The organism is Hyunsoonleella flava, assembly GCF_004310325.1.
GTDB lineage: Bacteria > Bacteroidota > Bacteroidia > Flavobacteriales > Flavobacteriaceae > Jejuia > Jejuia flava.
In genome coordinates, this window is record NZ_SIRT01000006.1 from 139,313 (window position 1) to 163,110 (window position 23,798).

The following is a 23,798-nucleotide window of genomic DNA, read 5'->3' on the forward strand; positions in this document are numbered from 1 at the left end:
AACTAATACTAAATACTAAAGAAAAAAAAATGAAGATAAATAAATTATATAGGTTGTATGCCCTTGTGTGCTTCACCATATTCTGCTTTTGTGGTACGGTGACAGCTCAGTCAACAGGTACAGAGGTGTCAGCTACCGTGGTTGATGAGCAAGGGAACCCTTTAAGCGGGGTCAACATTTACGGTCCTGGAGGTTCTCGGGCATCTACCAACGACAATGGTCTATTTAACATTATGCTACCCAATGATGAAGCGGTAGTTATTGAGAAAAAGGGTTATGAGTCGCAATTTATTAGCTTGTCTACTGTTACCGGTAATATAACGCTCGTAAAGTCAGATTTCCTAGCCTCAGAAGACGACGAAATAAAGATGGGTGTCTCAACTAGGGATAGACGTGATATAGTAGGTTCTGTATCGTCCATAAATACCAAAGATCGTTTAGTCTATGATAACACTCAGTTTGTAAGGGATTATATTTCAGGGTTAACTGTGGGTGTAAGAGGTTCCTCTAATATTAGGGGTATAGGAAACGCATTGTTTGTGATTGATGGTGTTTTTGGTCGTGATCCTAATGTGTTAAACATGGAAGAGGTAGAACAAATCACGGTTCTTAAAGATGCAAATGCGGTTGCCCTATATGGTAGTCAAGGACAAAATGGTGTAATCATTATTAATACAAAACGTGGTAGTGTAAATAAAAGAGAGGTAAATGTGAATGTGCGTTCTGGGATCCGTACACCTATTGCTTTACCTAATTACCTAAGTGCTGCTGCTTTCATGCAGCTTCGAAATGAAGCTTTCGCAAACGATGGCTTAGATCCAAGTGTTGTAGGTTTTCCTCAAGAACAGATTCAAAATACAAGAAGCGGTTTAAATCCTATCGAATTTCCAGATGTTGATTTGTATGAATTTGTGCAACCGTTTATTAATACCACTAATGTTATTTCAGAATTCTCTGGAGGTAACGATAAATCTCAGTATTATGTTAATGTAGGTTGGTTATATAATGAAAACTGGGTTAATATCAACGAAGATATAAATGCCGGATCAAATCGCTTTAATGTTAGAGGTAATATAGATTTTAGAGTTAATGATTGGATTACCAGTAGTATTGATGGTGTTGCAATTATAAGTACTTCAAAAAGTTCTAGAGCGAACCTTCTAAATGCTGCTACTACATTCATACCATTTGATTATGCACCGTTAATTCCAATAAATAGTATTGATGCAACTAATAATCCAGAGCTTCAAACCTTATTGGTAGGGGCCAACACTTTTGATGGTAATTTATTAGGTTCTGCACAACAAATTGGAGTGGATGCACCAGTGGCACTAGCCATTGCTGGTGGTTATCAAGATAGAAGGTTTCGTGTCACTCAATTTAATAACTCAATAAATTTTGACCTCTCTGGTATTACGGAAGGCTTATCAGCAAAGACCTATTTAAGTTTCGACTTCTTTGATACCTTTACAACATCTATACGTAATCAGTATAGAACCTATGGAGTTACAGACTGGGTACAAAATGATGGAGTAGATCCTTTACGAGATTTCGGTGAAGACAGAAGGGATCTTTCAGAAAACGTTGCATCGAATGGATTTGTATCTAGAGTGGGTATGTACGCATTATTAAATTATGAAAAAACCTTTGCCAGTAATCATTCCTTGAATACAACGTTTTTGGGATATTATAACTCAGAGAAGAGAGACGGTGTCCTTCAAACAGATAGAGATTCTCATTTGGGTCTTCAAATGACCTATGACTTCAAGAAAAAACTCTTTGTTGATTTTTCTGGAGCTTACGCGCATTCCTTGAAGTTACCAGAGGGTAATAGAGGTGGTTTTTCACCAACAGTTGGAATAGGTTATATTTTAAGCGAAGAGCCGTTTTTAAAAGATAGTGATTTTGTAAATTATCTAAAAGTAAGGGCTTCTGGAGGAATCATAAGTTCTGATAGAGGTATTGATGGATATTATTTATATGATGAAAACTATTCTGATGGTGCAAGCTTTGGTTGGGCAGATGGACTATTCTCAAATAATAGACAAAATATTTCGCAAGGTGCAAATCCTGATATGGGATTTGAAGAGCGTATAGATTTAAACATAGGTTTTGAGAGTTATTTAATGAATTCACTGTGGCTAGAAGCTAATTATTTTAGAACCGAATTGGATAAACAATTAGGATTTTTAGCAGATCAGTATCCTTCATATTATAATACGTTTAGACCGTTAAATAATTTCAATGCCAATTTATACACTGGTTTCGAATTAGGTCTTAATTTCAATAAAACCTTCAATGATCTTTCAGTTGGTATTGGAGCAAACGTTTTATACAGTCAAACGGAAGCTTCAAAAAGATCTGAAACTAACGAGTTTGAATATCAGAACAGACAAGGGCTGGAGTTATCATCAATTTTCGGATTTGAAGACTTAGGGTTCTATTCAGAATCTGATTTTACTGCAGATACAGATGGAAATCTTGTTTTAAACAGTAATCTACCCGTACCAAACTTTGGCGCGGTGCAACCTGGAGATATTAGATATGCCGATCAGAATGGCGATAATGTTATAGATCAAGATGATCAAGTAGCGCTAGGCCAAAGTGCTAGTCCTTGGACTTATGGTGTTAATCTTAACTTAAAGTACAAAAGATGGAATTTATTTATATTAGGTACTGGACAAACAGGTGCTCTTGGTAATAAGCTAAGTGGTAATTTTAATAATTATTATGCTCCAAATGGAAATGATAAATATTCTGAGGTGGTATTAGGACGTTGGACACCACAAACAGCGAATACAGCAACGTTTCCAAGATTAACATCTGGGGATAATCAAAATAACTTTAGAACATCATCATTTTGGTTATACGATACTAGCTTTTTCAGAATTAATCGTGCTCAGGTAACCTATGAGTTCGCTGATACATTATGTGATAAGATAGGTGTGGAAGATTTTAGTTTAAACTTCCAAGGAACCAACCTTTTAGAGGTAGCCGAAAATCGAGATATTCGTCAGCTTAATATTGGCGGTAACCCACAAGCTAGAACATATACTCTAGGTATAAGAATGTCATTTTAATAAAGTAAAAAATTAGATATATAAAATGAAAAATTTAATAAAATATATTGTAGTTATGTCGGTCTTTACAGGCATAATTAGCTGTGATACTATCTTAGAGCCTATTGATGAGAATAGATTGGACTTTGAGTTTATTAGTACTGATCCTGCATCTGCTGAAGGCATATTATTAAATGGCTATTCACGCTTGGTAAATCAGTTCTCATTTAATGAAGCTGCTACAGATGACGCCGTAAATAACCAGTTAGATAATAATTTTAAGCGTATGGCACTGGGAGAGCTAAATGCACAGTTTAACCCAGCTTCGCGATGGAATAATTACGAGAGTGTATTATGGGTAAACAAATTTTTGGAAGTTATTGAAGCTGGTGAGATTAAATGGTCTCAAGATGAAGAAATAAACGAAATGTTCTATTTGCGTATGGAAGGAGAGGCTCTAGCATTAAGAGGGTTACACCATTATTATGCGCTGCAAGCTCATGCGGGTATTGGTACATCTGGAGAACTTTTAGGAGTACCGTATATAACTGAGTTTATAGAGGCTGACGGTAATTTTAATAGACCTCGTTTATCTTTCGAGGCTACCGTACAAGCTATCATGGCTGATTTTGATGCTGCACTTACACTATTGCCAACAGATTATGGATTAAGTGAAGGAGATGTAGACCCATGGTATGCAGGTTTTGATTATAATAAATACGAAGTAGTTAATGGTTCTCCATATAACTTAAGAATTTCTGGTAGAATAGTAAGAGCGTTGAAAGCGCGTTTAGCACTTTTAGCAGCTAGCCCATCATTCTTAAACGATCAAGGGTATTACGATATGGCTGCGACGGATGCAAGTGAATTGTTAAATGATATAGGAGGTGTCTCAGGTTTGCCATCTAACGGTGTTGATTATTTTACAACTTATGGTACAAATACCACTGATGAAATGATTTGGAGAGGTAACATACCTAATGGTACAAGCTCAGGTATTGAAAGACGTATGTTTCCACCATCTGTAAACGGAAATGGAGAAATAAATCCTACACAAAATTTTGTAGATGCATTTCCTATGCAAAGCGGTTTTCCAGCAACACAAGCTAATGGTTATGACCCACAAAACCCATATGCAAATAGAGATCCTAGATTAGATAAATTTGTTGTGCTTAATGGTACCTCTTTTGGAGGTGGAACTATCAATACTGGTGTTGGTGGTGGAATAGATAGATTAGATTCTATTCCGGAATTTTCTACCAAAACGGGCTATTATCTTAAAAAAACATTACATCCAGATGTGAGATTAAATGATGACGGCTCTTCAGTTGGTCAAAGAACCTACAATGTATATTTTAGATATACTGAATTGTTTTTAATCTTTGCTGAAGCTGCCAACGAAATTGGTGGACCAGACCAGCAAATAAATGGCATATCACCTAGAGATGTCATTGCTGCTATACGTCAGAGAGCAGGAATTGATCAACCTGACAGCTATCTGGCATCCATTACAACTAGAGATGCAATGCGAGAGCTTATTAGAAATGAACGACGTATTGAGCTTAGTTTTGAAGGACACAGATTTTGGGATATGAGACGATGGGGACTACCTTTAAACGAAGCAGCTCAGGGCTATTTCTTTAATGGATCTAACTATATTAGCATACCATCTGTTGAGATAAGAAATTATCCTTCATTTGCTACATATATGCCGATTCCTAATAACGAAACCTTAAGGTTTCCGGAACTGGAACAAAACGCCGGATGGTAAAAGCATAATTTTAAAAGAATTAAAAAATATTTAACATGAAAATAAAATTAGTTGTAGTTTTCGCAGTGCTTTTAAGCATTATGGCTTGTGAAAATCAAGATAATATAGTTGAGGACTTTGGGTCAACCTCGGTATTCTTTCCTTATCAAAGGCCTGCTAGGACTTTGGTCTTAGGTGAGTACGACTTAGGTTTTAACGATAATGACAACAATGGTCGATTTGAAATAGGCGTTGTGATGTCAGGAGTTTTTGAAAACCAAATAGATAGAAGAGTACACTTTGAATTAGCACCAGACTTAATTAATGCAACAGCTCTCGGGGTAGATTCTGTAAATGTAAAAGTACTACCTTCCTCTTATTATACAATAGAACAACAAAGCCCAGTAACAATTCCAGCAGGTTCTATAAATGGTCGTATACCAATCCAATTGGAAGATGCATTTTTTAATGATACACTTTCTTTTGCTCCTGAAAATGAGACACATTATGTGATTCCTTTAAGAATAACAGATTATGAGGAGTTAGATTCCTTATTAACAGGTGTACCTATTGTAGATAACCCAGTTAAAATATTAGACGATAATTGGAATCCAGCTCCTAAAGATTACACATTATTTGGTATTAAGTTTATGAATCAATATCAAGGGGTCTATTTACGTCGCGGTGCGGATAAGATTGTAGGAACCTCAGAAAAAGTTACTATTGCAACAGGTGCAACAGAAACAAGTAATATTGATACGACTACTGTTTACAGAGCAGAATTTGTAGAACAAGATGAAGTTGTTCCTGTGTTTACGTCTGGAAGGAATAGCGCTACAGTAAAAAATCGTGTTAGAAGGGGGCTTATTCCAAGTGATGATAATGTCACTTTAAATTTGGCAATTGATTCTAATGGTAGTATTACGGTAACAAATGTTGAAGGAGATAAATTTACCGTAACAGGAACAGGAAGCTGGGTAGTAGACGGAGATGAATGGGGTGGAGAAAAACGTAATGTTATTTATTTAGAGTATCAGTATAGTGATGTTCAAGTTGTACAGGAAGTTCGTTTTGGTTCGGTAATCTCTGAAACTACAGTTGATTTAATGCACACCGTTAATGATACATTAGTAATTAGAAACAGAGATGTGAGATTCGAACAGTTTGATATAGAACTGACAGTCAACCCATAAAATATTATTTGCTAAGAATAAATTAAGCATTAATTAAAAGAAAAAGCAGGAATGGTTGTTCCTGCTTTTTTTATGCCAAAAAGTTGTTAGAATTAGAATAGAGAGAGTCAAAACTACTTTATAGATGATGTATGCGCTAAATCATACTCACAGTTGGGAGTTATTTAACTGCTTTTTTAATTTCAAAATAGCTCCTTTATCCATACCGCAATTAATGAGCCTTATTCTCGAACTTTTACTATTGGATGGATTTTTAGATGCAGGATTAATCAATGTAAAAGAATAACTTTTATTAAACATAATTTCAGGATAGAACAGGATAGATAAAGTTTTTCAATTTTATACTTTTAGTCAAAAGTTAGTTTGATATTATAAAATAAGTTTATTAAGTGTTTGAGTTAGTCAATGCTTTCCATCATATATTTTAGTTTTGTTATGATGGAAAGCTTTTTTAATTTTAGTAAAAAATCATACCATGAAATTCTTGTATTCAAATGTATTATTGTTGGTTTCATTAGTTCTTATTACCATTACACAGTCGTGTAACAAAAAAGGTGACGTTGCGCCTTGGGTAGATTTAATTCCAAATCAAGGGCTAGAAGGCTGGAATATTAAAGGAGGTAATGCAACCTACGAAAATTTAGATGGCGTTATCATAGGTACAACAAAGCTTGATACACCGAATACATTTTTAACTACTGATTCCATTTATGGCGATTTCATTTTTGAAATTGATTTTAAAGTGGATTCTACAATGAATTCGGGCATTCAGATACGCAGTAATAGTTTGCCATACTATAGAGATGGTATGGTTCATGGCTATCAAGTAGAGATCGATCCATCCAAACGTGCATGGAGCGGAGGGATTTATGATGAAAAAAGACGCAAATGGTTGAATCCACTTAAAGATAATCCTGAAGCGCAAAAGGCTTTTAAACAGAATGAATGGAATCATTACAGGGTTGAAGCCATAGCAGATACCATTAAAACTTGGATAAATGGTGTACCAGCCTCCTATTTAGTTGATGATAAAACAGCAACAGGATTTATTGGTTTGCAAGTACATTCTATTGGTAATAGAAAAGAGAAATTGGGTAAGACGGTGATGTGGAAAAATGCCAAAATTTTAACTGAAAATTTAGAACAGTACACCACTAAATCTCCATTAGAGCCAATAATTACAAAAAACCAACTTACATTCAACGAGAAAAGATCGGGTTGGAAAATGCTGTGGGATGGTGAGACAACAAAAGGTTGGCGAGGAGCAAGACTGGATCAATTTCCCGAGACTGGTTGGGTAATTGAAAACGGTGAGCTCATTGTTTTGGCATCCGGTGGTGGAGAATCTGAAGCTGGTGGAGATATCGTAACAACACAGGACTATAGTAATTTTGAGCTTCAAGTAGATTTTAAACTCACACCGGGAGCAAACAGTGGTATAAAATATTATGTAGATACTGAAATTAATAAAGGTCCAGGTTCTTCAATTGGACTAGAATATCAAATTTTGGATGATGATCTTCACGCTGATGCTAAGTTGGGGTCGCATGAGGGTAGCAGAACGGTCTGTTCACTTTATGATTTAATAAAAGCAGACCCTCAAAAACCGGTCAATCCAATAGGAGAGTGGAATACAGCTTATATAAAGTCTGTGAACAATCATGTAGAGCATTGGATAAACGATGTTAAGGTTTTGGAGTATGAACGTGGTAGCGATGCATTTTTAAAATTAGTTTCAGAAAGTAAATATGCCAAATGGCCAAATTTTGGATTGTTGGAAAAAGGGCAAATTCTACTGCAGGACCATGGTGATAGAGTAGCATTCAGAAACATAAAAATTAAAGTTCATAAGCCTAAAAAGAATAGTAATGGAAAATAAGAGAAGAAATTTCATAAAAAAAACTGCTTTAGCAGGTGTTGGTGTTAGTTTAGCTGGGGGTGTAAACGCTATGACAGCAAAAAGCTATTCAAATATTATTGGTGCAAACGACCGAATTAATGTAGCAATACAAGGGCTCGGGAGGAGATATGGGGCATTTATTCCTGCAATAGCTTCAAAAGACAATAATGTCAGATTGAAATATTTGTGTGATGTTCTTCCTAGCCAGATGAGTAAGGCAGTAACTAAGGTTGGAGAAAAAATTGATTATAAGATTGCATTAGAAGCTGATATTAGAAAAATACTAGACGATAAAGATATCGATGCTATTTTTATGGCAACACCAGATCATTGGCATACTCCCGGTGCTATAATGGCGATGAAAGCAGGTAAGCATGTTTATTTAGAAAAACCATGTAGTCATAATCCACGTGAAAATGAATTGGTTGTTGAGGCACAAAAGAAGTTCAACAAAGTTGTGCAAATGGGCAATCAACAACGATCCTCTCCCCAGAGTATTGAAATAATTAACGAAATTCATAATGGTATTATTGGTGAGGCATATAAAGCCATTGCTTTTTATACGAACAGAAGAGGGAAAGTGCCACACCCTGTTAAATCTGCTCCTCCAGAAGGTTTAGATTGGGAGTTGTTTCAAGGGCCTGCACCACGAAAAGATTATATGCATGATACTTGGAATTACAACTGGCATTGGTATGGATGGGACTACGGTACTGCCGAAATGGGTAATAATGCAACTCATGAACTAGATATTGCACGTTGGGCATTGGACGTGAAATACCCTGAATATGTTGACGTCATTGCCGGAAAACATCAGTTTGTAGATGATGGATGGGAAATGTATGATACCATGGGAGCCACGTATAAATTTGGCGGTAATAAAACAATTCAATGGGATGGCAGTAGTAGAAACGGTTACTCTAAGTATGGTAGAGGTAGGGGAACTCTAATTTATGGATCAAAAGGCTCTGTAATGGTAGATAGAGGAGGTTACGAGTTGTATGACCTTAAGGGTAAACTTATCAAAGAAAATAAATCCGGCGGTAAAGAAGGAGGAGTTGCACTGGGCGGTGGCGGAAATTTATCAACACGACACGCCGTTAATTTTTTCAATACTATAAGAGGTAAAGAAGAGCTTACCTCGCCTATTGACGTAGGAGCCATGTCTCAAATGTTAACACATTATGCAAATATCTCTTACAGAATAAATAAAGGTTTTGATGTAGATGAGCATTCTGGAAGGATATTTGATAGAGAGGCTATGAAACTCTGGTCCAGAACTTATGAACCAGGTTGGGAACCTAAATTATAACAATTGAAACGACGATCTTTTATAACAAAAACTGGGCTGGCAACTATAGGTGTTGCCAGTGCAAGTTATCAGTATGCCAATCCACTATCTATTTTAGGGGCCAATAGTACCATTAATATTGGTATTATCGGTGCAGGAGATAGAGGCGGAGGTCTTGGTTCTATAGCTAAAAGTATCGAAGGCATAAAAGTTATTGGTTTATGTGATATTTTGCCTTTCAGATTAGAAAAAGGGTTAGCTAAGGTGGATTCCAATTCAAAAGGATATGCTGATTATCGCAAACTTTTGGATAATAAAGATATTGATGCCGTAATAGTAGCAACCCCCTTCAATTTACATTCAAAAATTGCAATTGATGCGCTAGATGCAGGTAAACATGTGTATTGCGAAAAAACAATGGCAAAAGGATATGACGGTATTAGGGCTTTGGTGAAAAAAACAGAAAACTCAAATCACATTTTTCAAACTGGACATCAATACCATAGTTCAAGGTTATATACACATGTAGTAGATTTAATTAAGAATGGAAAGGTTGGCAAAATTACAGCCTTTGAATGTCAATGGAATAGGCATGGTAATTGGAGGCGCCCTGTTCCCGATCCTAAATTTGAAAAAGCTATCAACTGGCGGATGTATCGAGAATTTTCTGGTGGGCTGCTTGCAGAATTATGTTCACATCAAATTGATTTCGCTAATTGGGTGTTGGAGGAAACACCAGAGAAAGTAACAGGTTTTGGAGGTGTTAATTACTGGAAAGATGGAAGGGAAACCTACGACAACATCCACTTGATTTATAGTTATGCAAGTGGTGTAAAGGCATCATTTTCCTGTTTGACTAGCAACGCCAAAGACGGCTATCAAATAAAGGTAATAGGAGATAAGGGTACTATTATAATTGATACAAAGCATGCATGGTTTTACCCTGAAGGCAAGAAAAAAAACAGAGTAATTAAGGACGTAGATGGCGTTAGTGGAGCAACGGCAATGTGGGATGCTGAAAAAGGTATGCGCATTAATGTTGAACACTTAGATCCAAGCAAGCAAGCATTGTTAGATTTTAAAACTGCAATTCTGGATAATACAAACCCAGTATCAAATGTAATTACAGGAGCTAAAGCATCTATATGTGTTCAAATGGGATTAGATGCTATGTACAATAATAAAATTGTAGGGTGGAATAATACAATATTAGGTTAAGAATAATGCCTAACATCAGATTAGTTTTTCTATTTTTTATCCTTTGCACTTTGTCTATACAAGGTCAAATCGAACTGCCTGCATTCTTTGGAGATTATATGGTGTTACAACAAAATGAAGAGGTTTCAATTTGGGGTAAAGACATTCCGGGTACCACGATAGAAATACGTTCAAGTTGGGGAACTACCGCAAAAACTACAACAAATTCAAAAGGGTTTTGGTCAACAACCATTAAAACGGCAAAGGCATCTTTTCAACCTCAAAGTTTATCTATTACAGGAAGTAATACCAAAGAACTCAATGATATACTTTTAGGAGAAGTTTGGTTCTGTTCAGGGCAATCTAATATGGAAATGCCATTAAAAGGACTTAGAAAATCAAAGGTTTTAAACGCCAGTAACTATCTTGAAATAGCGAATAACAAAAATATCCGATTGTTTAACAATGCAAGAACAGCAAGTGTTTCTCCAAGTTTTGATGTCAATGGAAAATGGCAAGAATCAAATAAGGAATCAGCTTTTTCCTTTAGCGCGATTGGCTACATTTTTGGCACAAAGCTCTATCAAAACCTAAATGTACCTATCGGTATTATCGAATCTTCTTGGGGCGGTACGAGAATTGAAAGTTGGATTCCTAAAGAAAAGTTGCTGAAATATAAAAACATCAAGTTTTTTGACAATTTGCCTAAAGAACAAAACAAACAGAAAAAGCCTTCATTTTTATATAATGCTATGGTTTATCCATTTCAAAATTTTAACATAAAGGGAGTGTTGTGGTATCAGGGCGAGTCCAATAGAAGTGAGCCTGAACCCTATTATAACTATATGAACGATTTAATCACGTCATGGCGAAGTCAGTGGAAAAATAAAAATCTTCCGTTTTATTTTGTGCAAATTGCACCATACGATTATACAAAACATAGAACATCTCCAGGCATAAAGGCAAATATGATTAGGGAAGCCCAATTGAAAATAGCTCAGGACATTAAAAACGCTGAAATAGTGGTAACTACCGATGCAGGAGATTGTGAAGATATTCACCCTTCTAAAAAAGAAATAATAGCAAAGCGCTTAAGCAATATAGCGCTCTCGGAGCAATATGGTTTTAAAGACATCATTTACAGAAGCCCTGAGTTCAAAAATATTTCAATTGCAAATGATCAAGTCACTTTGAAATTTAAATTTCATAAAAATGATTTTTTCATTCAAAATAATAATATATCAGGATTTGCTATAGTATCTTCAGATAGGGTGTTCTATCCAGCAGAAGCGCGATTAAGTAAGGACAAAAAAAGTATTATACTTTATAGTGATAACGTTAAAAAACCTGTTGCCGTAAGATATGGTTTTGAGGACTGTTTTGAAAATACACTTAATACAAACTCTGGTTTGCCAATTTCTGTTTTTAGAACAGATAATTGGTAAGTTTTAGAATTGGTTCATTAAATGGTAGTTTATGATTGCTTTAAGAAGAGCAAATATTTTTTTTGTATTAATCTGTGCGATGTCAATATTGACATGCAAAAATTCAAAATCCAATCCTAATAAAAACGTTTTAAGTAGTTCTTCTAATACCCTGAAAATCGTAAAATTTGGTAATCCAATAGTGAAAGATGTTGGAATGGCAGATCCTCATATTCGCATTTTTAACGGAAAACCAATGCACTTAAAGATTTTACCGTAAATTTTTCAAGTTTAAAGACAAGATAGATATATGTCTCGTTCTTAAACCTTAAGATGCGGGATTAATAGTTTTAGATTGGTTAAGTTTTATGTAAAAAAATGCTTGTTTCATTTCAGGACAGAGCAGGATACAATTTGAACTATTAAATTTTACTTTTAACCTCTATGGGGTTGCTGCTAATATCCCCTTAATTAATTCTATAAAATCGAAGACTAAAATGCTTAAAAACAGTTTTTTACTAATCTTATTATCAGGCTTGTACAGTTTAAATGTTATTCATGCTCAACAAAAAGATAATTCAGAAAAGCCAAACATTATTTTTATTTTAACAGATGATCAACGCTTTGATGCCATTGGTTATGCAGGTAACGAGTTTGTTGAAACTCCAACAATGGATAATTTAGCACAATCGGGGACCTATTTCCACACGGCTATTGTTACTACGCCAATTTGTGCTGCCAGTAGAGCAAGTCTTTTTACTGGGTTACATGAAAGAGCGCACAACTTTAACTTTCAAACAGGGAATGTACGTGAAGAATATATGGCGAATTCATATCCAACATTGCTTAAAAATAACGGGTATTATACTGGTTTTTTTGGTAAATATGGTGTGCGTTATAATGATTTAGATAAACAATTTGATGAATATGAATCTTATGATAGAAATAACCGTTTTAAAGACAGAAGAGGTTATTATTATAAAACTATAGACAATGATACTGTACATTTAACACGATATACAGGGCAAAAAGCATTAGATTTTATTGATAAGAATGCATCTAATGAAAAGCCATTTTGTTTGTCATTAAGTTTTAGTGCGCCACATGCACACGACGGTGCTCCAAAACAATACTTCTGGCAAGCTGGAATGGATGAAATGCTAGAGGATACTACAATACCAGAACCAGAATTGGGTGATGATAAATACTTTTTAGCGCAACCAAAAATTGTAAGAGACGGGTTTAATAGATTACGTTGGACATGGCGTTATGATACCCCAGAGAAATATCAACATAGCTTAAAAGGGTATTACAGAATGATTTCTGGTGTGGATTTAGAGATCAAGAAAATTCGTGAAAAGCTAGCACAAAAAGGACTAGATAAAAATACTGTTATCATTTTAATGGGAGATAATGGTTATTTCTTAGGTGAACGTCAATTCGCAGGTAAATGGTTGATGTATGAAAATTCTATTCGTGTACCACTTATAGTTTTTGATCCTCGTGTTAATAAGCATCAGGATGTGAAAGATATGGTGCTTAATATTGATGTACCACAAACCATTGCTGATATTGCAGGAGTTGAAGCTCCGGAAACATGGCAAGGAAAAAGTTTATTACCAATAGTAAAACAAGAAACAAATACTATTGCTAGAGATACTATCTTAATTGAGCATATCTGGGATTTTGAAAATATTCCACCAAGTGAAGGTGTTCGTACCGATGAATGGAAATATTTTAGATACGTTAATGATCAATCTATTGAGGAACTTTATAACCTAAAGAAAGATCCAAAAGAAGTTAAAAACTTAATTGGTAAGAAAAAATACAAAGCTGTTGCTGATAAATTAAGAGCTAAGCTTGATGAACTCATTAAGAAAAATAGTAACGAATTTAGAGCTGCACCAACAGATTTAACGGTAGAATTAATTAGAGAACCTTCTTCGGATGTCGAAATATTTGACTTAAAACCAGAATTTGGTTGGACAGTGCCATTAGGTTCTAAATTTCAAGGCGCATACCAAATTTTAGTAGCATCAAATAAAACCGATATCGATCAAAATAATGGTGATGTTTGGGATAGTGGTCGAGTGGCTTCAACAAAATCAACAGATGTTGAGTATGCAGGTAATCCTTTAGAAATAGGGAAAACCTACTATTGGAAAGTTAGAATTTGGGAGCAGGAAAATAGATTGGTAGATTATTCTGAAGTTCAAAAATTTACAACAGGAAAACCAGATAATTATATTATTTCAACAGAAAATAAATACCTTATAGATAAAGTAAATCCTGTGCGATTTGAAAATAGAGGCGATTTTTACTTTATAGATTTTGGTAAAGCTGCTTTTGCAACCATCGATTTTAATTATGAAGCTAAAGCACCACATACTTTAACGGTTAGAATCGGCGAAATGCTAGATGATAAGGGGAATGTAAACAGAACACCTCCAGCAAAAAGTAACATTCGCTATCAAGAAATTAATGTTGATGTAAAACCTGGAAAAACAAAATACCAAATAGAAATTAACCCTGTTCCAGACAAGCGTATGAAAGGCCCAAGTAAGGCTATTCCTTTACAAGAAGGGTGGCCTGTTTTACAGCCGTTTAGATATGCAGAAGTTGAAGGAGCGCAAACAGCTTTAAAAGCTGAAGATTTCGAACAATTACGATACACAAGCTATTGGGATGATAATGCAAGTAGTTTTACAAGTAATGATGATATTTTAAACCAGGTTTGGGATTTCTGTAAATACTCTATTAAAGCCACTACTTTTGCTGGCCTTTATGTAGATGGTGATAGAGAACGTATTCCTTATGAAGCCGATGCTTACCTAAATCAGTTAAGCCATTACACTACTGATAGAGAGTATGCTATAGCAAGACGTACTATAGAGTATTTCATGAAGAATCCAACATGGCCAACAGAATGGCAACAACATGTAGCACTATTAATTTATGCTGATTATATGTACACCGGAAACACGGAACTTATAGAACGTTATTACGAGCCATTAAAACATAAAACGCTTTATGAACTTTCTAATGAAGATGGGTTGATAACATCTACGAAAGTTACCGAAGAGTTTATGTATAAGCTCGGATTTGAAAAAGGCTATAAAAAGCCATTGACTGATATTGTAGATTGGCCTTCAAAGAATTTTGCAGGAAGCAAAACAAAAGGAGAACGAGATGGTTTTGTATTTAAACCTTACAGTACAGTTATTAATGCGTTCTTTTATGAGAATATGAAAATCATGGCTGAGTTTGCTACCTTATTAGGAAAAACACAAGAAGCTTTAGATTTTGAATATAGAGCAGCAAAAGCTAAAAAAGCAGTTAACGAACAAATGTTCGACAAAGAACGTGGGGTTTATGTAGATGGCATTGGTACAGATCACGCATCTTTACACGCAAATATGATGCCTTTAGCATTCGGATTAGTGCCAGAAGAACATTTTAGTTCTGTTGTAGATTATGTGAAATCTAGAGGAATGGCTTGTAGTGTTTATGGTGCACAATTTTTAATGGATGGTTTATATAATGCTGGTGAGGAAGATTACGCTTTAGAGTTATTAGCCAGTAAAGCTAAAAGAAGTTGGTACAATATGATCCGTATTGGCTCAACAATTAGTTTAGAAGCCTGGGATTATGAATATAAAGTAAACCTAGATTGGAACCATGCATGGGGTGCAGCACCAGCTAATGTAATACCAAGAGGGCTATGGGGAATTAAACCTAAAACTCCTGGGTTTGGCATTGTTACTATTAAACCACAAATGAGTAAACTAAAACATAGTGAAATTACTGTGCCAACCGTAAGAGGACAAATTAAAGCAAAATACACCTATAATGGTGCTAGACTACAGACATATGATATTGAAATCCCAGGAAATATGGTTGCAGAGTTCTCCTTGAATGGACTGGATGGAAAAGACTTAATACATAATGGGGCTAAAGTACCCTCGGCGTTTGAGTCTATAAGATTAGCCCCTGGTAAACATGTTATTCAGCTAAAAATAAATTCTTTTTAGAAAATAAAACGTATGAAAATGTTTTAAAGCCAGTAATAGTCTATTTTACTGGCTTTTTTGTAATTTATGCATAAGAGCAAGGACGCATCTATAATTAAAAAACAGAAAAATGAAAAAGTACTACTTAGGGTTATGTTTGTTATTAGTGTTTTGTTCTTTAGTTGAAGCTCAAAAGGAACTACTTGCTACTTTAGATAGCTCAACTAGAGTATCTGGTAATGGTGAAGGCGGACTGTTTTTTGCAGGAACAAAAGATGTAAATTATAGATTTTCGCGAAGAATAACGCCACATGGCGATTGTGTAGATGTTGTTAATGGTTATGCCTTTGTTACTTGGTACAAAGGAGGAATGGATGCACGAAATTTAATGTTGTCAAGAAAGAATTTGAATGTACCAAATTCCAATTGGGTTACTATTGAATTTCCGCACCAACATGTAGGACAAGGCGGTGAACTTCTAAATGGTACAGGTATACGTGGCGATTCTCATAATACTGCAGCCATAGGTGTAAGCACTATAGATAATACCATTCATATTTTATATGATATGCATGCCTATAGGTCATCTTCGTTGCCCAATCATTTCTTTAATTATTCGGTATCCATTGCAAACAAAGCTTTTGTGCCTGATAATGAATTTACCCTTGATGTTTTTAACTCTAAGCGAAATTATTTGAAATCCGGAGAGGACTATGAACGCATGACTTATCCCATGATTCATAGAGCTGATGATGGAAGTTTAATTGCTAGATATAGACAAGGCGGCTCTGGTAATGGCGATATACTTTTAGCACATTATGATGGTAGTGTTTGGAGTGATAATTGGTTGTTTCATGAAGGTACGCTTGCGTTACCTAATAGAAACAATATGTATGGAGGTGAGCGCTTTTTAAACGGTAAGTTTTATTCTGGTTTTTCCATACGGTACTCTACTAATAATAATACGGATACAAGTAACGGCTACATGCTAAATAGTGGGCTATATTATGCCCATACTAACGACATTCCAAAAGATGCATCTACACCATGGTTTGATGTTAATGATGCTTCTATTTCATTACCAATTAGAAATAATATCAACCCAAACCAAGATCCAGTTCAGATAGCACAACCAGGTGATGATTATGGGACAGCTTCATTGCCTCGATCGTCTTCAGATCCAGCGTGGACCGTTACTGCAAATGGTGCGATTCATTTTGTGCAACGTGTTGATAATAGAAATGTGCACTATTATAAGTTGGCTACTGATACTAATTTTTCTAGCAATGTAGGTGGGCTTATCCCAAATCCACAAGTTCGTGGGGAAGTTTATAGCTATAAAAATCATGTATTTATGGTAGAGCTTATAGCAGGAAAAGTCAATATAAAAACAACCTTAGAAGGTGCAAGTGATTGGGAAATAGTTTACACTGGAACAGAGTCTATAAATTTCGCTCATTTTGATGCTTTAGTTACTGGTAATAAACTATATGTTTATCTCATGGAAGATACAGGGAACAATACACCAGGAGTTGGAGATAAGCGCCCATTGTATTTTCAGGAATTTATATTATCTGAAACCAATGCCCCAGTTTTAATAGCGTTAGAAGCAGAAGATTATACAACAGCTAGTACTGACATAAATATAGGGTCGAGTACTTCGGCATCAGGAGGGGAATATATAGACTCCTTTGCTTCAAATCAGTTTATAGAACATAAATTTCAAGTTACTACTGCTGGTACTTATGATTTTATTCTTTTTGCCGCAAATAGAAATAGAGATGATTCCATCATGGATATTGAAATAAACGGAACTTTATATGACGATGTTTTAATTACAAGGACCTTCGATTGGAATGTGTATTTAGAGACTAAAATCCCAGATATTACCTTAAATCAAGGCGAAAATACAGTAAGACTTACGCAACGAAGATCATTATCAAGCGAACCTGATAAAATTGAATTTCAGCTTCAATCGTCTTTAAGCACCATGGATTTAACAAATCAAGAGGTATTAGTATACCCTAACCCTAGTGGAGGTGTTTTTAATATTCAATCTAATGTTCAAAACCTTGAATATACTTTAGTTAATATACAAGGACAAATTTTAGATAAAGGCAAAGTTGTACAAAACCAAGTTGATTTTTCAAAGTTTAGTCAAGGTGTGTACTTTCTACAATTAACAAACCAAAATAATACCTTAGTAAAGCGTATTGTAATAAAATAACCAATGCATAAATTCGTATACCTCATTTTTTTGTTGTGTTTTGTGTTAAATGCATGCAAAAAATACGAAGACATAAGAATAGAAGGCGAATTAAAAAAATGGCACAGAATTGTAATAAATTTTGAAGGGCCAAAAACAAGTGAATTGGATGAAGATAATCCATTTCTAAATTACCGTCTAGATGTAGCCTTTAAAAATGGAGATAAAACTTATGAAATCCCTGGGTTTTACGCTGCCGATGGTAATTCTGCTGAAACAAGTAGTAGTTCTGGAAATATTTGGCAAGTTCGTTTTACACCTGATGCTATTGGAGAATGGACGTATTCAGCTTCATTTAAAAAGGGCGATAATATTGCGGTTGCAGACAATATGAAAAATGCCTCAAGTGCAGGTTTTATGGATGGTCAAAAAGGAAGCTTTATAATTACTGATTCTGATAAGACAGGAATTGATAACAGAGCAAAGGGAAAACTACAGTATGTAGGAGAATCATATTTGAAATTTGCTGAAACCCAAGACTATTTTATAAAACTAGGAGTTGATGCGCCTGAAAATTTATTAGCATATACAGATTTTGATGTGTCAACAAACGCACTAGGGTTTCAAAAAGCATGGGAGCCCCACGCAAAAGATTTTGATGAAACCGCAACACCATATTTATGGCAAGACACTAAAGGGAAAAACCTTTTAGGTGCTATTAATTATTTGGCTAGTGAAGGAATAAATGTGTTTTCATTTTTAACCTTTAATGTTGATGGCGATGACAGGAATATATTTCCTCATTTACTAAAAGTACCTATTGAAGGGTATGAAGCTTATGCTAGTGTAAAGAAAAATAAAGAAGCTTGGGAAACCATGTTTCATAAAACAAGATTCGATATCTCAAAACTAGACCAATGGGAACGAATTTTTGAATATGCCGAAACAAAAGGTATGTTTCTTCATTTCAAAACCCACGAAACGGAAACCGATCATTTAATGGATAAAGGTGTTTTTGGAATAGAGAGTAAATTGTACTACAGAGAATTAATTGCAAGATTTGGTCATCACTTATCTATGAATTGGAATTTAGGAGAAGAAAACAACCAACCCATAGAAGAGGTTAAAAAAGTAGCAGATTATGTGTCTAAATTAGATGCATATTATAGTCACTTAGTAATACATACATTTCCAAATAAAGACGATAGGTATGCTGAATTAATAGGTGACCAATCTCCACTAACAGGTGCATCTTTACAATTAAGTCATCCAGAATTTATTGATGTTCATCCAAGAGTTTTAAAATGGCGAGAAAAATCCAACGCCACAGGAAAAAAGTGGGCTTTAGCCGTTGATGAACCTGGTAAAGCCAATATTGCTCTATTACCAGATGATGAAGATCCAGAACATAATTATGCTAGAGGTAGAGCCATGTGGGGTACACTTATGGCTGGTGGATTTGGTGTAGAATGGTATTTTGGTTATGCCAGTCCAAATTCAGATTTAACCTGTCAAGATTTTAGAAGCCGTGATTTATTTTGGGATCAAAATAGGTATGCACTACACTTTTTTAACAAGTATATTCCCTTTTGGGAAATGGAACCTCGTGATGATTTAATTTCTTCTGAAGATATAGCGTATTGTTTTGCAAAAGAAGGGGAGATTTATGCTATTTATGCTGAAGCAAATTCAGGTAAAATTAAGTTGAACTTAGAAGATGTAAATCAGACGTTTAAAGTAAAATGGTACGACCCTCGAAACGGCGGAAACTTACAAGAGGGTTCAGTAACCTCTGTGAAATCGTCAGGCATTGTAGAATTAGGTACTCCTCCTTCTGAAATGGATAAGGATTGGGTTATTCTCGTTTCTCTAAAATAAAAAAACCCCATACTTTATTGTCGTAGGGGGTTTTTAAAACTAAACTAACTAATTAAAAGACTATAAATTTCTTCACTAGAGTATTATTTTCTTTGTTACTAATACGAGCAAAAAACACACCTTTGTTCAAAGTTTCGAGTTTCATAGTCGTACGATTACCGTTAGATTCTTTTGAGATAATGGCGCGTCCTGAAAGATCAAACACAGAAATACTCAGTTTGCCTAGGTCTGCATTTTTGGAATTTATTACTAATCCTCGATCTTTATCATAGTAAACAGATAATGCATCTGATAAAAACGAATTATTAGTGCTTAAAGTTCCTAAAGCAACAATTTCAAATTCTTGGTTTGCGTTGCCAGAATCTGTTGGAAATGTATTTATTTTAGAGCCTGAATTTCCTCCGTCAATATCAAACGCTTTAATAGGCACATTTGTTGAACCAAAGTTACAATCACTATCAAAAGCAATTTGAAACACAAAGGAGTTGGCATTTGTACCTGCTATAACTTTGAATAATGTGTAAGGACTAGAGTTGTCAAATCCTACTTGCACATCTCCAAAATCTCCGCACCATCCATCTTTTACTCCTAGGATAGAACTATCACCAACATTTGAAATTTTATAGATATCCCCTCCTTGATGTGAAAAAGACCATTCTTGGTCACTATTACTAGCATCATAAACTTGCATACGTGCCCTTCCTATAATTACGTTTTGAGGGTTTCCAGGATCTCCCTCAGCCACCCTATTTACACTTATAACCTCGGAAAGTGTCGGGTTGAAAATATTGTAGGTACCATCTGCAATAATTTGAGCGTTAACGCTTGTGTTACCAATAAATAAGACTAAAAGCAATAAAACTTTAAAGTAATTTTTTTTCATAATTTTTGAATTTTAAAGATTAATATATTATCGATTGCATGGCATGAGCAGGTATATTTATCGATACTTCATTAGCATCAACAATAAGTTTATAGAGAATGGGGTTGTCAGTTCTATTCATAACTACAGTAATAATTTCACCACTCTCATTAATAAACGACGTGCTTTCTAGGGTGGTTCTGCTTGTTGTTGTACTTACTCTTCTAGCGTTAGGTTTTATAAATTTTGAAAAGTGACCAATGTAGTAGTATGATGGTGTATAAATTAATTCATTAGTTCTGGTATCGGCATGAATAGGAGCAAAGCATAAATTTTGAACATGGTTTGGACCTCCAGTTTCATCTAAAAGAATATTCCAATCGGTCCACCCCACGGTTCCGCTATTAAAATCATTAATCATAGAGTTACCATAACGCTCTGCGTTTGACCATCTGAAATAATGTGCTTCACTAAACTTTTCTTGGCACCCTTCTGTAAATAACAAGTTTTTGGTGGGAAAAGATGCTTTAATATTTTTTAAATTATCATATTTAGGGTCGCCACCAGTCCAGGTTTCATACCAGTGAAATCCAATACCCCAGGCATATTTTGCAGCTTCTGGGTCTTCAAAAATAGTATTAGCTCTATGTGATATTAAATCTCTATTATGATCCCAAACCACAATATTTTTATCTGCAAAACCTGCTTTTTCAAATGTTGGTCCTAAATTGTTTTTTAGAAAATCGCGTTCTTCTTCAGCAGAATAAATACAAGATTCCCAGCGTTGTTTTGCCATAGGTTCGTTTTGTATGGTAACGCCCCAAACAGGAATTCCCTCAGCTTCGTAAGCTTCAATAAACTTTACAAAATAATCTGCCCAAGTTTGGTAATATTCGGGTAAAAGTTTACCACCTTGTAACATGTTTTTATTGGTTTTCATAAATGCGGGAGGGCTCCATGGGCTGGCGTAAAACACTAAATCGTCTTTAATTAAGTTTGTGGCCTTTTTTATCATAGGAATTCTAAACTTTTTATCTTCTTCAATGGAGAACGTTGTAAGACTAGTGTCTCCTTCTTCGATATAAGTATGACTTTTAGAGCTAAAATCACAGCTATGGATACTGGTTCTTATAATGTTATAATCAATACCATCTTCACTATAATAGGCGTTTAATAATTCTTCTTGTTTATCTTCGCTTAACTTTGCAAAAACTTCGGCCGAGGCATCTGTTATAGCACCACCAATACCCAAGAATTTTTGGAATGTTTTTCTAGGATTAACAAAAACCGCAATCTCAGTCTCTAAAGGTTGTGTAGCCGCTTTGAAATTCTCTTTGTTTGTTAGAGAAATTTTTAAATCTGTACCTTCAGCTGTTGTATAAACCTTAAGTGATTTTCCGATATAGTTTATGACTTTAGTTGTTTGTTTTGAATCATCTGCAGCCAAATCTGAGGATGCTTTTTTACAAGAAAAAACTAGTACTACAGTAAATAGTGTTATAAATATGTTCTTAAAATTCATAATGTTCTAATGGTTTCACCAAACAAATGTGCCAATCGCACCTGCCTCAAGTGCTGTTGAAATTGGTTTATCAGATACTTTAATGTTAAAGTCTTTTCTAGTGCCTGTATTATTTAAAACGATTACAACAATGTTTCCATCAGGTGTTTTATATGCTACATTTGGCAGTTCTGAAGATGTGTTTGATTCTATCCGAACAGAACCAGGTCTTACATATTTTGCGACATGAGCAATAATGTAGTATGCTACATTTCTAGTAACGTCATTCCCCTGAATAGTTAATGCACCAAGACATTCTGTACAGCCACCATCGGTATGTGGGTCTTGGTTTGCATCGGCGGCTAAATTCCATTCTAAAATAGTTTTAGACCAATTTCTAGGTGCTCCTACTAGTAGTTCTCTAGCATGCCATTTTAAAGCATCAGAAAAGGCTTCATTTGCACTAACCCATTGTTCAGAGAAATAAATATTCTTGTCAGGGTGTGCATTATGTACTAAACTTAAATTATCAATTCTTCCTGCATACAAATGAAACGCAGAACCATCAATAAACGGATTTGCCTGCGCATCGTTCAATACGCTAATTGGGAAATCTGTTCTGTCTGGATTATGGCCGTAAGCAATAATCTTGGTACTTAAACCAGCAGTTTGAAATGCAGGCCCTAAATGGTTTTTTATAAAATCAGCTTGTGCGGAAGCTTCCATTACCATACTAGGATTGTTGGTAGCATTTAAAGGCTCGTTTTGCGGTATAATGGCACTTATGGTAATGCCTTCTGAAGCCATTGCCTCAATGTATTTTATAAAATATGTGGCATAAGCTTCGTAATATTCAGTTCTTAAACTTCCACCAACAGTACTTTGGTTGGTTTTCATCCAAGTAGGTGCAGACCAAGGTGATGCTGCAATTTTGATGTTAGGATTTATGGCTAAAATCTCTTTTAGAACAGGGATTAAGTTTTCTTTGTCTTTGTTGATTGAGAAGTTAGACATATCAACATCGGTTTCCCCAGAGGATAAATCGTTGTATGAAAAAGGCGCAACGTCCAAATCTGAAGCACCAATACTTACTCTTAAATAGCTTACGCCAATATTGTTTTCATCCCATTTAAAAAGTTCATTTAGTAATGTGCTTCTACTTGATGCAGACATATTATTGATATGTAAAGCGCTTCCTCCTGTAAGCGAATATCCAAAACCATCCATTTCTTGGTAGGTTGTGCCGTCTGAAACATTTATTGAAAAATTAGTATTATCGTTAAATGCTGAAATGCCATTTTCTTGTTTTAAGAATAGTGCGGATTCATCTGCTCTGGTTAGATAAAAATCAACATCGACTGTTTCCGACATTGGTGGCGCAATGGTATTTAAACTATCATCAATATTCTGACAACTTTGACAACTAAAGAGTGCGGAAACTAATAGGGTAAGTGCAAAACTCTTATACATTATTTTTATATTTTTAATTTTCATAATTTTTTAAAGCAACTGTTTGTGGTGGTTTTG

14 protein-coding genes are annotated in these 23,798 nt (G+C 35.1%); 11 read left to right on the top strand and 3 right to left on the bottom strand.

Annotated elements, in window-relative coordinates; genetic code table 11:
- The first annotated feature begins 29 nt into the window (after positions 1-29).
- From EYD45_RS09170 to EYD45_RS09220, 11 genes are all read left to right on the top strand, one after another.
- Positions 30-3,080 carry a SusC/RagA family TonB-linked outer membrane protein gene (locus EYD45_RS09170; protein ID WP_130964244.1) on the top strand — a complete coding sequence of 1,017 codons (3,051 nt, stop codon included), beginning with the start codon at positions 30-32 and terminating at the stop codon, positions 3,078-3,080.
- Between the two features lie 25 nt (positions 3,081-3,105).
- Positions 3,106-4,830, top strand: coding sequence for a RagB/SusD family nutrient uptake outer membrane protein (locus EYD45_RS09175; RefSeq protein ID WP_130964245.1), 1,725 nt, complete (start codon positions 3,106-3,108; stop codon positions 4,828-4,830).
- A gap of 35 nt (positions 4,831-4,865) precedes the next feature.
- Positions 4,866-6,002, top strand: coding sequence for a DUF5627 domain-containing protein (locus tag EYD45_RS09180; protein ID WP_130964246.1), 1,137 nt, complete (start codon positions 4,866-4,868; stop codon positions 6,000-6,002).
- Between the two features lie 475 nt (positions 6,003-6,477).
- Positions 6,478-7,881 carry a 3-keto-disaccharide hydrolase gene (locus EYD45_RS09185; protein ID WP_130964247.1) on the top strand — a complete coding sequence of 468 codons (1,404 nt, stop codon included), beginning with the start codon at positions 6,478-6,480 and terminating at the stop codon, positions 7,879-7,881.
- The gene (locus EYD45_RS09190) at positions 7,871-9,214 is read left to right on the top strand and encodes a Gfo/Idh/MocA family protein (protein ID WP_130964248.1); all 1,344 of its coding nucleotides are present in this window, start codon (positions 7,871-7,873) and stop codon (positions 9,212-9,214) included. The genes EYD45_RS09185 and EYD45_RS09190 overlap by 11 nt, the downstream gene beginning before the upstream one ends.
- A 3-nt stretch (positions 9,215-9,217) precedes the next feature.
- Positions 9,218-10,411, top strand: a complete 1,194-nt coding sequence (locus EYD45_RS09195) for a Gfo/Idh/MocA family protein (RefSeq protein ID WP_130964249.1) — start codon at positions 9,218-9,220, stop codon at positions 10,409-10,411.
- Between the two features lie 50 nt (positions 10,412-10,461).
- Positions 10,462-11,835 (top strand): sialate O-acetylesterase, encoded by a 1,374-nt coding sequence (locus tag EYD45_RS09200; RefSeq protein ID WP_165453916.1) that lies wholly within the window; start codon positions 10,462-10,464, stop codon positions 11,833-11,835.
- 31 nt (positions 11,836-11,866) lie between these two features.
- A complete protein-coding gene (locus EYD45_RS09205; RefSeq protein ID WP_130964251.1) occupies positions 11,867-12,094 on the top strand; it encodes a hypothetical protein in 228 nt (75 codons plus the stop codon).
- Positions 12,095-12,311: 217 nt separating this feature from the next.
- Positions 12,312-15,845, top strand: a complete 3,534-nt coding sequence (locus EYD45_RS09210) for an alpha-L-rhamnosidase-related protein (RefSeq protein ID WP_130964252.1) — start codon at positions 12,312-12,314, stop codon at positions 15,843-15,845.
- 109 nt (positions 15,846-15,954) lie between these two features.
- Positions 15,955-18,051 carry a BNR-4 repeat-containing protein gene (locus tag EYD45_RS09215; protein WP_130964253.1) on the top strand — a complete coding sequence of 699 codons (2,097 nt, stop codon included), beginning with the start codon at positions 15,955-15,957 and terminating at the stop codon, positions 18,049-18,051.
- A gap of 3 nt (positions 18,052-18,054) precedes the next feature.
- Positions 18,055-19,908, top strand: coding sequence for a DUF5060 domain-containing protein (locus EYD45_RS09220; protein ID WP_130964254.1), 1,854 nt, complete (start codon positions 18,055-18,057; stop codon positions 19,906-19,908).
- Between the two features lie 52 nt (positions 19,909-19,960).
- Here the strand turns inward: EYD45_RS09220 and EYD45_RS09225 are convergent, their stop codons facing one another.
- From EYD45_RS09225 to EYD45_RS09235, 3 genes are read right to left on the bottom strand one after another with little or no spacing between them, the layout of a single operon-like run.
- On the bottom strand, positions 19,961-20,791 hold the full coding sequence (locus tag EYD45_RS09225; protein WP_130964255.1) for a T9SS type A sorting domain-containing protein: 831 nt from the start codon (positions 20,789-20,791) through the stop codon (positions 19,961-19,963).
- A gap of 19 nt (positions 20,792-20,810) precedes the next feature.
- Positions 20,811-22,292, bottom strand: a complete 1,482-nt coding sequence (locus EYD45_RS09230; RefSeq protein WP_130964256.1) for a glycoside hydrolase family 30 protein — start codon at positions 22,290-22,292, stop codon at positions 20,811-20,813.
- A 15-nt stretch (positions 22,293-22,307) separates the two neighbouring features.
- Positions 22,308-23,741 (bottom strand): glycoside hydrolase family 30 protein, encoded by a 1,434-nt coding sequence (locus EYD45_RS09235; RefSeq protein WP_233702601.1) that lies wholly within the window; start codon positions 23,739-23,741, stop codon positions 22,308-22,310.
- Positions 23,742-23,798 lie beyond the last annotated feature (57 nt).

Excerpts from the sequence above, each read along its gene's own strand:
- EYD45_RS09220 (WP_130964254.1), top strand. The coding sequence starts at position 18,055 with ATGCATAAATTCGTATACCTCATTTTTTTGTTGTGTTTTGTGTTAAAT.
- EYD45_RS09230 (WP_130964256.1), bottom strand. The coding sequence starts at position 22,292 with ATGAATTTTAAGAACATATTTATAACACTATTTACTGTAGTACTAGTT.
- EYD45_RS09170 (WP_130964244.1), top strand. The coding sequence starts at position 30 with ATGAAGATAAATAAATTATATAGGTTGTATGCCCTTGTGTGCTTCACC.
- EYD45_RS09205 (WP_130964251.1), top strand. The coding sequence starts at position 11,867 with ATGATTGCTTTAAGAAGAGCAAATATTTTTTTTGTATTAATCTGTGCG.
- EYD45_RS09180 (WP_130964246.1), top strand. The coding sequence starts at position 4,866 with ATGAAAATAAAATTAGTTGTAGTTTTCGCAGTGCTTTTAAGCATTATG.
- EYD45_RS09185 (WP_130964247.1), top strand. The coding sequence starts at position 6,478 with ATGAAATTCTTGTATTCAAATGTATTATTGTTGGTTTCATTAGTTCTT.
- EYD45_RS09210 (WP_130964252.1), top strand. The coding sequence starts at position 12,312 with ATGCTTAAAAACAGTTTTTTACTAATCTTATTATCAGGCTTGTACAGT.
- EYD45_RS09175 (WP_130964245.1), top strand. The coding sequence starts at position 3,106 with ATGAAAAATTTAATAAAATATATTGTAGTTATGTCGGTCTTTACAGGC.
- EYD45_RS09235 (WP_233702601.1), bottom strand. The coding sequence starts at position 23,741 with ATGTATAAGAGTTTTGCACTTACCCTATTAGTTTCCGCACTCTTTAGT.
- EYD45_RS09225 (WP_130964255.1), bottom strand. The coding sequence starts at position 20,791 with ATGAAAAAAAATTACTTTAAAGTTTTATTGCTTTTAGTCTTATTTATT.
- EYD45_RS09215 (WP_130964253.1), top strand. The coding sequence starts at position 15,955 with ATGAAAAAGTACTACTTAGGGTTATGTTTGTTATTAGTGTTTTGTTCT.
- EYD45_RS09190 (WP_130964248.1), top strand. The coding sequence starts at position 7,871 with ATGGAAAATAAGAGAAGAAATTTCATAAAAAAAACTGCTTTAGCAGGT.